The 14,953-nt window shown below is 69.7% G+C and carries 9 protein-coding genes and 1 pseudogene; 7 read left to right on the forward strand and 3 right to left on the reverse strand.

Features of this window, described 5'->3' with window-relative positions; genetic code table 11:
- Positions 1-112 precede the first annotated feature (112 nt).
- The gene (locus tag ABD235_RS08300) at positions 113-1,027 is read left to right on the forward strand and encodes a proteasome assembly chaperone family protein (protein ID WP_344171648.1); all 915 of its coding nucleotides are present in this window, start codon (positions 113-115) and stop codon (positions 1,025-1,027) included.
- Between the two features lie 53 nt (positions 1,028-1,080).
- On the opposite strand, the gene ABD235_RS08305 is transcribed toward ABD235_RS08300, so the two are convergent.
- A complete protein-coding gene (locus ABD235_RS08305; protein ID WP_344171649.1) occupies positions 1,081-1,533 on the reverse strand; it encodes a DoxX family protein in 453 nt (150 codons plus the stop codon).
- Positions 1,534-1,678: 145 nt separating this feature from the next.
- On the opposite strand from ABD235_RS08305, the gene ABD235_RS08310 reads away from it, so the two are divergent.
- From ABD235_RS08310 to ABD235_RS08335, 6 genes and pseudogenes are all read left to right on the forward strand, one after another.
- On the forward strand, positions 1,679-2,521 hold the full coding sequence (locus ABD235_RS08310) for an acyl-CoA thioesterase (RefSeq protein ID WP_344171651.1): 843 nt from the start codon (positions 1,679-1,681) through the stop codon (positions 2,519-2,521).
- 100 nt (positions 2,522-2,621) lie between these two features.
- Complete coding sequence (locus ABD235_RS08315) at positions 2,622-6,290, forward strand: S8 family serine peptidase (RefSeq protein ID WP_344171653.1); 3,669 nt, start codon at positions 2,622-2,624, stop codon at positions 6,288-6,290.
- Positions 6,291-6,438: 148 nt separating this feature from the next.
- Positions 6,439-7,683, forward strand: a pseudogene (gene thrS / locus ABD235_RS08320) (threonine--tRNA ligase); the annotation flags it as partial.
- 56 nt (positions 7,684-7,739) lie between these two features.
- The gene (locus ABD235_RS08325) at positions 7,740-8,525 is read left to right on the forward strand and encodes an SGNH/GDSL hydrolase family protein (RefSeq protein WP_344171655.1); all 786 of its coding nucleotides are present in this window, start codon (positions 7,740-7,742) and stop codon (positions 8,523-8,525) included.
- A 381-nt stretch (positions 8,526-8,906) separates the two neighbouring features.
- Positions 8,907-11,210, forward strand: coding sequence for a M4 family metallopeptidase (locus ABD235_RS08330; protein WP_344171657.1), 2,304 nt, complete (start codon positions 8,907-8,909; stop codon positions 11,208-11,210).
- 84 nt (positions 11,211-11,294) lie between these two features.
- Entirely contained in the window at positions 11,295-12,044 is a 750-nt protein-coding gene (locus tag ABD235_RS08335) for an SRPBCC family protein (RefSeq protein ID WP_344171659.1), read from the forward strand.
- Here the strand turns inward: ABD235_RS08335 and ABD235_RS08340 are convergent.
- On the reverse strand, positions 11,987-14,272 hold the full coding sequence (locus ABD235_RS08340; protein ID WP_344171662.1) for an ATP-binding cassette domain-containing protein: 2,286 nt from the start codon (positions 14,270-14,272) through the stop codon (positions 11,987-11,989). The genes ABD235_RS08335 and ABD235_RS08340 overlap by 58 nt on opposite strands.
- Before the next feature lie 99 nt (positions 14,273-14,371).
- Positions 14,372-14,905: a MarR family winged helix-turn-helix transcriptional regulator gene (locus tag ABD235_RS08345; protein ID WP_344171664.1), complete on the reverse strand. Its 534-nt coding sequence runs from the start codon at positions 14,903-14,905 to the stop codon at positions 14,372-14,374.
- Positions 14,906-14,953 lie beyond the last annotated feature (48 nt).

The raw sequence follows: 14,953 nt of genomic DNA on the forward strand, positions 1-14,953 counted from the left end.
AAAAACTTCTCAGCTGCTGGAATTCCTGCCCGGTGAGCGGGCGTTGTGACCAGAGAAGGCAGGATAGAGGGGCCTACCCGCCCTGTTGGCCGCGACGAAGGAGACGAGTTACATGCTGCGACCGGACGACCTCTACGAGATCGTCGACGAGTCGGTGGCGACCGGCCCGGCGGCGACGCCCAAGGTGCTGGTGCATTCGCTCGACGGGTTCATGGACGCGGGCCAGGCCGGCCGGGTGACCGCCGACCACCTCCTCGACGTACTGGACAACCGTCTGCTGGCGCGCTTCGACGTCGACCTGCTGCACGACTACCGGGCGCGTCGCCCCGAGGTGACGTTCGCCGAGGACCGCTTCATCGACTACACGCCCCCGCAGCTCAACCTGCACCTGCTGACCGACGACGCCGGTGTGGAGTTCCTGCTGCTCGAGGGCGTCGAGCCCGACAACCACTGGAACCGGTTCGCCGGTGCGGTCCGGCAGCTGATCGAGAAGTACAACGTGACGCTGACCGTGGGCGTGCACGGCATCCCGATGGGCGTGCCGCACACCCGCCCGCTCGGCCTGACCGCGCACGCGACGCGGCCCGAGCTGGTCACCCGTTCGAACATCTGGGACGGCGAGATGCGGCTGCCCGCGAGCGCCGGCACGATGCTCCAGGTCCGTCTCGGCGAGGCCGGCAAGGACGCGATGGGCTTCGCGGTCCACGTCCCGCACTACCTGGCCGAGAACCGTTTCCCCGGTGCGGCCCTGGCCCTGGTCCACGCGATCTCCGCCGCGACCGGTCTGCTGCTGCCGAGCAAGGCGCTGCTGGACGAGGCCGCGATCACCGGCCGGATGGTCGACGAGCAGGTCGAGCAGTCCGACGACGCGGCCGCCGTGGTGAACGCGCTCGAGACCCAGTACGACGCCGCCGCCGGCTCGATCAGCCGCGGGAGCCTGCTGGCCGGTGCGACGCCGTCGGCCGACGAGCTGGGCGCCGAGGTCGAGCAGTTCCTCGCCGAGCTGAACCGCGACGACGACAACTGACCCATCGAACGAAAGGGGCCCTGGGATTCCCGGGGCCCCTTTCGTTTGCCGGGTCAGACCGACAGCGTCGCCCGGTCCGCGGTCGACCGGACGAGGATGCGGTCGACGCTGTAGCGACCCGGCCCGACGGCCGCGAGCGTCAGCGCTGCAAGGCCGAGAACGACGACCAGCTCCCAGCCGCCCTCGGCGACGAACACGCCGTTGGACAGGTGCACGAACAGGAACGCTCCGGCCATGTCGAGCGCCAGCAGCACCCCGGCGACCGAGGTCAGCAGTCCGAGGATCAGCGCCGCGCCCGCGATCAGTTCGGCGCCGGCGGCGTAGTACGCCGAGAGCGTGGGCGCCGGGACGCCCATCTGCTCGAAGCCTTCCGCGGTCGCGGTCAGGCCGTTGGTACGGAACTTCTGCCAGCCGTGCGCGACGAACACGACGCCGACGCCGACCCGGGCGATCAGCAGGACGAGGTCACGGACGTGGGTGGTGGCGCCGGAGGGGAGGCGGCTCACGAGGATCTCCTTCGGTCGAAACGACTGTTTGGTTGCGCGTTCAACATCAGCCTACGGAAGGCGACCGAAAGCTCACCGAAAACGACCGGGTGAGGGGAACCACAGTTGCCGGATCGGGGCCGGTGGACCTGTCAGGATGAGACTCATGCCCGAGTCCCTGGAGGATCTGGTCGACCTGCTCGACCTGGAGATGATCGACGCCGACCTGTTCCGCGGCCGCCAGCCGCAGACCGCCGCGCAGCGGGTGTTCGGCGGGCAGGTGCTCGGCCAGGCGCTGGGCGCGGCCACCCGCACGGTCGAGCCGGAACGGATCGTGCACTCCCTGCACGGCTACTTCCTGCGCCCGGGCGACACCGCCGTACCGATCGTGTACCGGGCCGAGCCGACCCGCGACGGCAAGACGTTCAGCAGCCGCCGGGTGGTCGCCTCGCAGAACGGCAAGCCGATCTTCTACATGTCCGCGTCCTTCCAGCGCCCGGAGCCGGGCCTCGACCACAGCGACCCGATGCCGGACGACGTCGTCCCGCCGGAGGAGGCGCCGACGCTGGCCTCGGTGCTCGAGGCCGCGACCGGACGCAAGGCCGAGGACTGGAACAAGGAGTGGGCCGCGCTCGACATGCGGCTGGCCGGCGTGAGCGGTCGCCAGTTCTGGATCCGGGCCGCGGGCAAGCTTCCCGACGATCCCGCGCTGCACGCCTGCGTGCTGGCCTACGCCAGCGACCTGACGTTGCTGGGGGCAAGCTTGTTGCCGCACGGCCTGGTGATCGGCGACCGGCGGATCCAGCCGGCCTCGATCGACCACGCGCTGTGGTTCCACCGCTCGTTCCGCGCCGACGAGTGGCTGCTCTACGACCAGTCCTCGCCGTCCGCCTCCGGCGCGCGCGGCTTCGCGACCGGTCGCCTCTTCACCCAGGACGGTCGGCTGGCCGCGTCGGTCGCGCAGGAAGGCCTGATCCGCCCGGTCGGCCTGGACCTCGACGACCAGTAGCGGTTGTCCGAACGGGCCATGGCGCAGATGCGCCGTTGACCCGTCAACCAGCCCGCACGCACAGTGATCTCCTGCCCACCTAAACAGCAGGAGAACTCTGTTGAACAGATTCCCCCGACGCTGGAGCGTGTACGCCGTGACCGGCGCGTGCGTTCTCGCGTTGACCGGCCCGCTCACCGCGTCGGCCGTCACCCCTCCGCCGTCCCCGGCCGGGACTGCCGTGCCGCCTGGCACCCACTCGGTCACGTTGATCACCGGCGATGTCGTCACCACCCGCCAGAGTGCGGAACCGGGCGGCACCGTCGTCGTCCGGGGACCGGGCGGAGGACCCGCCGAGGCCCGGGTCGTCGAGGCCGGCGGCGACCTGTACGTGTACCCGAACGAGGCTCTGCCGTACGTCGCCCGAGGCGTTCTCGACCGCCGCCTGTTCAACGTCAGCGACCTGATCGCCGACGGGTACGACGACGCGAGCCGCGACCGGCTACCGCTGATCGTTTCCTACACCGACGCCAACCTCCGCGCCCGGGGCGCGCAGCCGGGCACCACCCGGGTGCGCGACCTCGACAGCATCCACGGCGCCGCCCTGCTCGAGGATCGCGACCGGCGGTTCTGGACCTCCGTCACCGGTACGGCGGCCCAGGCGCGGACCGCCGGGCCGGCCTTCGGCGCCGGCATCGCCTCGATCTGGCTCGACGGCGTCGTGAAGGCCGACCTCGCCGACACGACCGCCCAGATCGGCGCTCCGCAGGTGTGGGCGGGCGGTGACACCGGCCAGGGCGTGGACGTCGCCGTCCTGGACAGCGGTGTCGACTCCGGTCACCCCGACCTGGCGGGCCGGATCGCCGGGCTGCGGAGCTTCGTCCCCGGCGACGACGGACAGGACCGCGCCGGGCACGGCACGCACGTCGCCTCGACCATCGCCGGAACCGGCGCGGCCTCCGACGCCAAGGAGAAGGGCGTCGCTCCCGGCGCCGAGCTCCACATCGGCAAGGTGCTCGGCGACGACGGCTCCGGTCAGGACTCCTGGGTGCTGGCCGGCATGGAGTGGGCCGCCGTCGACCAGCACGCCAAGGTGATCAACATGAGCCTGGGCTCCGACGTCCCGTCGGACGGCAGCGACCCGATCAGCCAGGCGGTCAACCGGCTCAGTGTCCAGACCGGCGCCCTGTTCGTGGTTGCCGCGGGCAACACGGGGCAGCCCGACTCCATCGGCGCCCCCGGCGCGGCGGATGCGGCACTGACCGTTGGTGCGGTCGACGGCGCGGACGACGTGGCGTTCTTCTCCAGCCAGGGTCCCCGGGTCGGCGACGGCGCGCTGAAGCCGGAGGTGACCGCTCCGGGCGTCGACGTACTGGCCGCGCGTTCGCAGTACGACGTCGAGGGTGACGGCTACTACCGCACGATGAGCGGTACCTCGATGGCCACGCCGCACGTCGCGGGCGCGGCCGCCCTGCTGGCCGCGGCCCACCCGGAACTGACCGGCGCCCAGCTGAAGGATCTGCTGGCGAGCAGTTCGAAGCGGACTCCGGCGTACAACGCCTTCCAGGGCGGGAGCGGTCGCGTGGATGTCGCCGCGGCCGCGCAGGCGGGCGTCTTCGCGACAGCGACGGCGTACGCCGGGCAGTCGGCGACGACCGAGCCGGCTCCGGTCACTCGTCCGGTGACCTACACCAACCTCACCGGCGCGGCCGTGACGCTCGCGCTGTCGGTCGACGCGCCGGACGCCCCGGCGGGCGTGTTCGTGCTGTCGGCGAACCAGGTCGTCGTACCGGCGCACGGCACTGCTCAGGTCACCGTCACCATCGACCCCACCAAGGGCAGCGGTCGCTTCACCGGTCAGCTCGTCGCCGCCGACCCGGCCGGTACGGTGCTCGCGCACACCGCGCTGTCGCTCGGCGACGCCGCCCACCAGCTGACGATGAAGTTCGTGGACGCCCAGGGCAAGCCGATGTCGGGCGTGGTCGAGGTGCTGAAGTCCGGTGACGACAGCCCGATGTTCTTCCTCATCGATGCCTCCGGCACCGGGTCGGTCTACCTGCCCAACGCGGTCTACTCGGTGCTGTCGTTCAAGGACGTGACCGGCGTGCACGGCCCGCACTCGCTGGGCATGTCCCTGCTCGGCGATCCCGACGTCACGCTGGACCGCGACCGCACCGTGATGCTCGACGTCCGGAAGATCCGCCAGGTCGAGATGACGGCTCCGCAGCGGACGGAGACGACGTACCAGCGGCTGGAGTACAACCGCTCGATGGGCGGCCGCTCCTGGCGCGACTACATGGAGACGCAGACCAGCTACGACAGCCTGTGGGCGCAGCCCACCGCGCACCAGGTCACCCACGGCGACTTCCACCTGGGCGCCCGCTGGCGCAAGGAACAGCCGGCGCTGGCCGTCTCCACCCGCGGCACCGACTTCACCGACGTACTGCGTCAGGACTCGGTGACTCCGCTGCCCAAGGGGCATTTCAACCTGCCGCTGGTCTTCGCGGGCAACGGCGGTGCGGCGGACTACGCGCACCTGAACGCGCGCGGCAAGGCAGTCGTCGTACGGCGCAACGGCACGGTCGGCGACGTCGACCAGGCGGCCGCGGCGATGAAGGCCGGCGCGAAACTGCTGCTCGTGCAGAACGACCAGCGCGGACGGCAACTGCGGGCCTACAGCAACGATCCGTTCACGCCGGCGGCGATCGACGTGGCGCTGCTGAGCACCGACGAGGGCGAGAAGCTGATCCAGCAGGCCCGTAGCGGCAAGGCGATGCTCTCGGTCGACTCGCAGCCGGCGGCCGCCTACCTGTACGACCTCATGCAGACCTGGCACCAGGAGATCCCCTCCGACCTGTTCGTGCGCGGCAGCGCGAAGAACCTGGCCCGCGTGGACGTCAGCTTCGACAGTCCGGACCCGACGCGCGGCGGTGGCGAGTACCGCTTCGACTGGCCGTCGTACTCGAACTGGGGCATCGGCCTGACCATGCGCGAGCCGGTGAACGGCCGGCGCACCGACTGGGTCTCCACGACGGGTTCGAACCTGTGGGGTCAGGAGGCGTACGTCGACGGACTGATCTACCAGATCGAGCCGAAGACGTCGTACCGGGCGGGCACCAGGCACTCGCAGGAGTGGTTCCGGCCGATCGAGCGCCCGTACCTGAACAACAACTACAAGCTGCCGAGCCGCAGCGGGAGCTGGCTGAGCTTCGACGTCCCGGCGTACGGCGGTGGCGATCACGTCGGGATGTCGATGGACTACCAGCGCAGCAGTCAGAGTCTGACCCTGTACCAGGGTGGGACGAAGCTGGCGACGGGCACCGGTACGGTCGTCGGGGCGACCGCTCCGGCTGCCACGAACCTGCCGTACCGGTTGGTGATCGACAACAGCCGGGACGCGTCGTTCAGCCCGTACTCGTCGACGACCAGCACTGAGTGGACCTTCACGTCGAAGGCCCCGGCCGATGACGAGCAGGCGGTGATCCCGCTGCTGCAGCTCGACTACGGCCTCGACACCGACCCGACTGGCCGTGCAACGAGGAACGCCGTGCTGACGGTGAAGGCCGAGACCCTTCCCGGAGCGGTCGGCGCGGGACGGACCGGGCCGGTGACGCTCGAACTGTCGTACGACGACGGCAAGACCTGGCAGCGCGCGGCTGGACGCGACGGCCGGTTCCGGCTCGACGCTTCGCGGAAGGCGGCGTTCGTGTCCTTGCGGGCGAGCGCGCGCGACTCGGCGGGCAACGCGATCAATCAGACGGTGATCCGGGCCGCCGGCCTGCTACATTGATCGACGTGAACCAGTACGCCGTACAGACGACGACGCCGGACCCTGTCCCGGCGCGCTGACTCACGCAGTCTTCCGAAAGCCCCGGGGCGAGTGCCCCGGGGCTTTTGCGTGCCACGGCTGACTCGCCCCTCACCGCAGAGCGAGGAAAGCCATCATGTTCGACCACCGCAAACTCGGCCGTGAGCTCGGCCTGTTCGACTCCGACCCGCTGATCGGCGCGGGCCTGCCGTACCTGCTTCCGGCCGGTGCCGCGATCCGGCACGCGCTGGAGAGTTACGTCGCCGAGCTGGAACGCCGCGCGGGCTACCAGCACGTCTACTCGCCCGTGCTCGGCAAACGCGAGCTGTACGAGATCTCTGGGCACTGGTCGCACTACAGCGACGACATGTACCCACCGATGAAGGTGGGGGAGGAGGAGGTGGTGCTGCGCCCGAGTCTCTGCCCGCACCACGCGCTGATCTACAGATCGCGAGCCCACAGCTATCGCGAGCTCCCGATCCGGTACGCCGAGCTCGGCGGCATGTACCGCTCCGAGCTGTCCGGCGTACTGGGTGGGTTGACCAGGGTCCGTGCGATCCAGCTGAACGACGGGCACATCTTCTGCACCCTCGACCAGGTCGCCGACGAGGCCCGCGCCTCGCTGGACCTGATCCTGCGCGCGTACGACGACCTCGGGCTGAACCCGTCGCGGTTCCTGCTCTCGCTGCCCGCGGAGGACGCGCGGATCGGCGACCCGGAGAGCAAGTACGTCGGCGACCAGGACAGCTGGGACCGCTCGGCGGCGCTGCTCAGGTCCGTGCTCGACGACGCCGGCGTCGGGTACGAGGATGCGCCGGGGGAGGCGGCGTTCTACGGCCCGAAGATCGACATCCAGCTCGAGGACGCGGCCGGGCGCGAGTACACCCTGTCCACCATCCAGGTCGACTTCCACCAGCCGGCCCGGTTCGAGCTCGAGTACGTCGGTGCCGACGGCAACAAACACCGCCCGGTGATGGTGCACCGGGCGATCATCGGCAGCCTGGAACGGGTGATCGCGCAACTGGTCGAGCAGCACGGGGCCGCGCTGCCGGCCTGGCTCGCGCCGGTCCAGGTCGTCGTCCTGCCGCTGTCGGACGCGGAGGAGAAGTACGCCGCCGAGATCGCCCGTCGCGCGATGGACCGCGGGTTGCGGGCCGAGGTCGCGCACGCCGACGAGGGCACCCTCGGCGCGCGGATCCGGGAGAACCGGCACGCGCCGTACCAGCTCGTGGTCGGGAAGCGGGAGGTTGCCTCCGGCCACCTGGCGGTCCGGCACCGCGACGGCCATCAGGACGACCCGGCCGAGGCGGCGGATGTTCTCGAGTTTTTATCTTTCCATTGCCGCGCAAAGTCTTGCCAGTCACTGCCGGTCTGAGAGATGGTGACGGTCAGTCATGCACTCCCTACCCAGTGCAAAGGCGGTCCGCCCCCATGAAACGCCTCACCGGAATCCTCGGCAGCGCGGTGCTCGGCACCGCGCTGCTGGTCAGCCCCACCGTCGCCCACGCTGCCCCCTCGTACGTCGCGCTCGGCGACTCCTACGCCTCCGGGGTCGGGACGCGCTCCTACCTCGCCGACAGCGGCGCGTGCCAGCGCTCCACCAAGTCCTACCCGTACCTCGACGCGGCCCGGATCGGCGCGACCCTGACGTCGGTCGCCTGCTCCGGCGCCCGCGTCGCCGACGTGACCGCCAACCAGCTCGGCCCGCTGAACGCGGCCGTCAACTTCGTCACCCTTCAGGTCGGCGGCAACGACGCGGGCTTCTCCTCGGTGATCACCGAGTGCGCGAAGCCGGCCTGGCTGGCCAACTGCGACGGCGCGATCAACACCGCCCAGGCGACCATCAACAACGCCATCCCGGGCCGGCTGACCACCCTCTACGCGACGGTGCGCAGCCGGGCGACGACCGCGAAGGTGATCATCGTCGGCTACCCGCGGCTGTTCAACGGCACCGACTGCAATGCCGGGACGTTCTTCAGCGCCGCGGAGATGACCCGGCTGAACCAGACCGCCGACCTGCTGAACAGCAAGATCGCGGCGGCCGCGAGTGCGGCCGGGTACACGTTCGTGAACCCGACCAGCGCGTTCGTCGGGCACGCCGTCTGCGGCAGCCCGGAGTGGATCAACGGCCTGTCGAACCCGATCAGCGAGTCGTACCACCCCAACGTCACCGGGCAGGCGAGCTACGCCAATCTGGTGCAACCGCACCTGTCCTGACACCCACCGGGCTGCGCGGCGCCCCTGTTCGTGGTGTGATGCAGGGGTGCCGCACCGGTGTGCGAGGCCGGCCCCGGAGGGGTGGCCGGTGTCGCCGGCCGGTCGGCGACGGCCTCCCTGTGCCGCGAATCCCCTTCTCCCGTTGGCCTTTCTGTGCCGCGGACGCACCTGTGCCAGCACTCTGGGTAGTGCCCTCCGAGCGTGAAGTCACCGCTGAGCAATCACGATGCGTGAGGTCGCCATCACGTTGGTGTGAGATGGGTCACGTGCGGTCGCGTTCCGGATTCGGCGGATGACAGGGTGCAGCCGTCACCCGCCTGTCGAGAGCGAGCTTGGGGGCTTGTGGGCTCTTGGCGACACGCAGTACTGGGAGGAAATGCTGTGAAAGCTCGCACCTGGCTGACCGGATTGGCGGTCGGCGCAGTATCACTCACGCTCGCGGCACCAGGAGTTGCCAGCAGCGCTCCGGTCGTCGACCCGGGAGCCGCCAAGAGTCCCGAGGTCCGCACGATCGAGACCCCGAAGGCCGGCGGCGCCGGCCTGGTGACCAAGCGCGACGCGACCGGTCGCGCCCACTCGGTCCGTCCGGCCACCCCGCTGAAGGCTCCGGCCGCGGTCAGCGCGAAGGCCGCCAGGTCCGCGACCAGCAAGCCCGACGCGGCAGCCGTCGCCAAGGCCCAGGTGACCGCGGTCGCGCCGTACTTCGGAGCGCGCCCGGCCGACCTGGTCGCGGAGTCGAGCACCTTGTCGGAGTACGGCTCGCAGACCCGCTTCCAGCAGGTCGTCGACGGTGTCCAGGTGTACGGCGGCGAGATCGTCGCCAGCCTCGACAAGTCCGGTGCGCTGGAAGCCGCGAACGGCGAGGTCGCGCTGGCGACGTACGGGACCTTCCCGGCCGCCGGCCAGGCCGACGCCGCGAAGGCCACCGCGCAGGACGCGGCCGTCCAGGCGGTCGCCACCCGCGGCAAGCTCGACGCCGGCAAGCTGACCGCCAAGCTGCAAGGGCCCCGCTGGTTCGACCTCGGCCTGATGACCCGCCAGCCGGGTTCGGTCGCGGTCCCGGTCTACCTGTACGACGTGACCGGTCCCGGCGACGTCCGCTGGCAGGCCATGGTGCACGCGTCGGGCCAGACGCTGCTCGCGTGGGACATGTCCGAGCACCTGAACCGCGTGATCTGCGACGCCGACCGCGCGATCATCCAGACCGGTGCCGAGGACGTCCGCTGCGGGACCGTCTTCGCCTCGACGCGCGCCGAGGGCGAGGCCCCGTCGGCGGTGCAGGACGTCAACCAGGTCTACGAGTACTTCGGTGACACCTCCGACACCTACGCCTCGCTGGGCACCGACCTGACCGAGCTGATCGGCGTCGACTACGGCGACGGCAAGGGCAAGGCGCTGCGCGGCACGGTCCGGATCTGCGTCGACGGCGGTTGCCCGTTCGCCAACGCGTTCTGGAACGGCGAGCAGATGGCCTTCGGCGAAGGCGTCAGCACCGACGACGTGACCGGCCACGAGCTGACCCACGGCGTCACCCAGCACACCTCCGGCCTGGCCTACCTGTGGGAGTCGGGCGCGATCAACGAGTCGTTCTCCGACATCCTCGGCGAGTTCGTCGACCTGACCAACGGCTCCGCGGACGACACCGCGGCCAACCGCTGGCAGATCGGCGAGGGGTCCAGCCTCGGCGTGATCCGCAGCATGTCCGACCCGACGCAGTTCAACGACCCGGACCGGATGCGCAGCGCGAACTGGTTCGACGACGAGTTCTTCCAGGACAACGGCGGCGTGCACCTCAACTCCGGCGTCGGCAACAAGGCGGCGTACCTGATCGCCGACGGCGGCGCCTTCAACGGCCAGAAGATGCTCGGCATCGGCCTGGCCCGCTCCGAGGTGCTGTGGCACGAGACCCAGAAGGTGTTGACGTCGGGCGCCGACTACGGCGACCTCGCCGAGGGCCTGCGCTCGACCTGCGCCAAGCTGGCCAAGAAGAAGAAGTCCGGGATGACCAAGGCCGACTGCGCCCAGGTCGAGCTGGGCATCAAGGCCACCGAGATGGACTTCGAGCCGGCCATCGGCAAGCCCGCCCAGGCGCCGGTCTGCGACACCGCCGGCGCGAAGACCAAGAACCTGTTCAGGACCAGCTTCGCGGAGTACCCGGACGGCAAGGTCGTCCGCGGTGAGGGCTGGGTGCTCGGCAAGGGCGAGGGCCTCGAGGGATCGCTGGTCGACACGTCGTACTCCCAGGACGGTGACGACTCGATGCTCGGCGTCGTGACCGATCCCGAGGGCACGATCAGCCTGCAGACCGCGAACGGGACGAAGATCAAGAACCCGAAGACGTACCTGCGGTTCACGCACGCGTACAACTTCTACAACGTGTTCATCATCTTCGGCGTCCGGACCGGGGCGGCCACCTTGGAGTACTCCGACAACGGAGGCGCGACCTGGAAGGACACTGCCGGCCTGGACTGGAAGAACGGCCCGTCGGTGGATCCGAACTTCGCCGACGAGCCGGCCGCCTGGCACGGCAACTCCGGCGGCTGGGAGACCAGCCGGCTGGACCTGTCGGAGTTCACCGGCAAGCAGCTGAAGTTCCGCTGGACCGGGCACGGCAAGGACTTCGCCGACCTGATCCCGGGCAACTGGTGGCTCGACAACGCCACGATCTACACCTGCTCGAAGTAGTGGGCTGACGCGAGGCCCGGCGGACGGCACGCCGCCGGGCCTCGTTCTTGCCCTTTATATGCCTGGAACGGTATATATGGGGTCATGAGCGAATCACTGACCAGCGTCGACGGCCGGACCGTGCTGCGGATGGAGCGTGAGCTCGCCCACCCGCCGGAGAAGGTCTGGCGGGCGATCACCGACCCGGCCGAGCTCGCGCACTGGTACCCGGCGCTCGTCGAGGCGGACCTGCGGTTGAACGGGCGGATCTCGTTCACCTTCGCCGAGGGGGAGGACGACTTCGTCGAGGATCCCGACAACACCGGCGTGATCCGGGCGTACGAGCCGCCGCGGCTGCTGGAGTTCACCTGGGGGAGCGAGGTGCAGCGCTGGGAGGTCGAGCCGACCGCGAGCGGCTGCGTGCTGAAGCTGACGTCGACGTACGACGACCGCCCGGGCTCGGCGAGCTACACCAGCGGCTGGATCCTCTGCCTGGACGCGCTCGACCAGTCGCTCGGCGGCAACAGCATCCCGCGCGAGAGCTACCAACTCCTGCACGAACACTTCGTGAAGGTCTACGGCCTGGACGCGGGTGAGAAGGCGGCCGACGGTTCGATCCGCTTCGAGCGGCAACTGACCGCACCCAAGGAGAAGGTGTGGCCCCGGCTCGCCGGGAAGCTGAACGTCGCCGTGCCGGAGGGCAACGAACTGCGGCTGGGCAGCGCGACGCTGACCCTGCGCGACGGCAACGGCGGAGCCCGCCTGGTGCTCACCCAGACCGACCCCGCCGCCGGCGACTACGAAAGCTGGAGAGAGCTGATCGAGTCGGTCGCCGCGGAGTCGGTCACGTACTGACGCAGGTGTTCGGCGGTCAGGGACGCGCTCGACTCGACCAGGTCGGCCGGGGTGCCTTCGAAGACGATCTGGCCACCGTCGTGACCGGCTCCGGGGCCGAGGTCGATCAGCCAGTCGGCGTGGGCCATCACGGCCTGGTGGTGCTCGATGACGATCACCGTGTTGCCGTGGTCAACCAACTCGTCGAGCATCTTCAGGAGCTGGTCGACGTCGGCCAGGTGCAGCCCGGTGGTGGGTTCGTCGAGGATGTAGATCGAGCCGCGCTTGCTCATGTTGATCGCGAGCTTCATCCGCTGCCGCTCGCCGCCGGACAGCGTGGTCAGTGGTTGCCCGAGGCTCAGATATCCCAGGCCGACCGACCCGAGCCGGTCCAGGATCGTCCGCGACGGTCCCTGACCGAAGAACTCGCGCGCCTCGGTCACGGTCATCCGCAGTACTTCGCTGATGTTCTTCCCGCGCAGTTGCAGCTCCAGCACCTCCGGAGTGAAGCGAGCACCGTTGCACTGCTCGCACACCGACGACACCTCGGCCATCATCCCGAGGTCGGTGTAGACCAGCCCGAGACCCTTGCAGGTCTGGCAGGCGCCGACCGAGTTCGCGCTGAACAGCCCCGGCTTCACCTTGTTCGCCTTCGCGAACTCGGCTCGGATCGGGTCCAGCAGACCCGTGTACGTCGCCGGGTTGCTGCGCCGCGAGCCACGGATCGGATCCTGCCCGGCGACGATCACGCCCTCGCGGTGGCCCAACGACCCGTGAATCAGCGAGCTCTTGCCCGACCCGGCCACGCCGGTGACCACGGTCAGCACGCCGAGCGGAACGTCGACGCTCACGTCCTGCAGGTTGTGGAGGCTCGCGCCCTCGATCCGCAGGCTGCCGGTCGGCGTACGGACGTCGTCGCGCAGGCCGACCTTGTGATCGAGGTACCGCCCAGTCAGCGTGCCCGACTTCAGCAGGCCTTTGACGTCGCCGGCGTAGCAGAGTCGGCCGCCGGACAACCCTGCGCCGGGGCCGAGGTCGACGACGTGGTCGGCGATCCGGATGGTCTCCGGCTTGTGCTCGACGACGAGGACGGTGTTGCCCTTGTCCTTCAGCTGGATCAGCAGCTCGTTCATCCGCTGGATGTCGTGCGGGTGCAGGCCGACGGTCGGTTCGTCGAAGACGTACGTGACGTCGGTGAGCGCGGATCCGAGGTGCCGGACCAGCTTCACCCGTTGCGCCTCACCGCCGGACAGCGTTCCGGACTCGCGATTCAGGCTCAGATATCCCAGCCCGATGTCGACCATCGAGTCCAGCGTGTCCCGCAGCCCCTCGAGCATGGGCCCGACCGACGGGTCGTCGATCCCGCGGACGAACTGCGCCAGGTCGCTGATCTGCATGGCCGAGCACTCGGCGATCCCGACGCCGTCGATCCGGACGGCGCGCGCGGCCGCGTTCAGCCGGGCGCCGCCGCACTCCGGGCACGGCCCGAGCCTCAGCGCGCGATCGGCGAAGGTCCGGGCCGCGTTCTGCATCGTGTCGCGGTCCTTGCCGAGGTACTGCTTCTTCACCTTCGGCACCAGGCCCTCGAAGGTCAGGTTGCTCTTGCCCACCTTGACCTTCGTCACCGGTGAGTACAGGAACTGCTCCCACTGCTCGGCCGGGTAATCGCGCAGCGGCAGGTCCGGGTCGAACAGGCCGGAGTGCGCGAACAGCTGCCAGTACCAGGTGTCGACGCCGTACCCGGGCGCCTTGATCGGGTCCTGGTTCAGCGACCTGTCCCGGTCGACCAGCTCGTCGAGGTCGAGCTCGGTGGCCTTGCCGAGTCCCTCGCAGACCAGGCACATGCCTTCGGCCCGGTTGAAGCTGAAGGCCGATGGCGGTCCGGCGTACGGCGTACCGATCCGGCTGAAGAGGATCCGCAGCATGGTGTGGGCGTCGGTCGCGGTGCCGACCGTCGAGCGGGCGTTGGCGCCGATCCGTTCCTGGTCGACGACGATCGCGGCACTCAGGCCGCGCAGCGCGTCGACGTCGGGGCGGGACAGACTGGGCATGAAGTTCTGCACGAAGGCGGTGTAGGTCTCGTTGATCAGCCGCTGCGACTCCGCGGCGATCGTCCCGAACACCAGGGAGGACTTCCCGGATCCGGAGACTCCGGTGAACACGGTCAGGCGGCGCTTGGGGATGTCCAGCGAGACACCTTTGAGATTGTTCTCGCGAGCTCCACGAACCTCGATCAGGTCAAAAGGCATACGTTCAATTCTTACATTGAACCGCCCGTAAAGACTTCGCCGCGGCTGGCCCACGGAGCAGCGGGGCAGAACCTTCAACGTCGTGGTGAAGCTCGAGGTTCAGCCCACCTGCCGGCGGACGGCGTCCAGCAACCCCTGGAGCTGACCACCGAGCTGTTCGCGTTCCTCGGCTCCGAGCGACGCCACCAGTTCTGCCTCCCGGCTGAGCACCCGGTCCACGGTCCGCTCGATCAGGGCGTGCCCGGCCGGCGTCAGCGAGACCACCACCAGCCGCCCGTCCTCCGTACGACGAGTGACCAGCCCGGATTCCTCAGCTCGCCGAACCCGCTGCGAGATCGCGCCGGCCGTCACCAAGGTCCGAGCGGTCAGCTCCCGCGTACTCAGCTCGTACGGCGGTCCGCTGCGCCGCAGCACACTCAGCAGGTCGAGCGTCGCCGGATCGACGCCCAGCTCGGCCAGCAGCCGGCGCCGGTCGTCGGCGAACAGCTTCGCCAGCCGCCACAGGGGAGTGACGATCCCGATCGACTCGGTCGGCACGCCGGGCCGCTCGCGCTGCCAGGCCCGCGCGATCTCGGCGGCGGGGTAGGGGCTGGGCGCGTCCAGCGGGTAGGCGTCAGCGAAGTCGTCGGGCACGAGAGCCATGTTACGTTTAGGTCTAAACATTTAGACCTAAACGAGAGG

This window comes from Kribbella lupini, assembly GCF_039529595.1.
Taxonomy (GTDB): Bacteria; Actinomycetota; Actinomycetes; order Propionibacteriales; family Kribbellaceae; genus Kribbella; species Kribbella lupini.

Coding starts and splice junctions, on each gene's coding strand:
- ABD235_RS08300 (WP_344171648.1), top strand. CDS start 113: ATGCTGCGACCGGACGACCTCTACGAGATCGTCGACGAGTCGGTGGCG.
- ABD235_RS08325 (WP_344171655.1), top strand. CDS start 7,740: ATGAAACGCCTCACCGGAATCCTCGGCAGCGCGGTGCTCGGCACCGCG.
- ABD235_RS08335 (WP_344171659.1), top strand. CDS start 11,295: ATGAGCGAATCACTGACCAGCGTCGACGGCCGGACCGTGCTGCGGATG.
- ABD235_RS08340 (WP_344171662.1), bottom strand. CDS start 14,272: ATGCCTTTTGACCTGATCGAGGTTCGTGGAGCTCGCGAGAACAATCTC.
- ABD235_RS08310 (WP_344171651.1), top strand. CDS start 1,679: ATGCCCGAGTCCCTGGAGGATCTGGTCGACCTGCTCGACCTGGAGATG.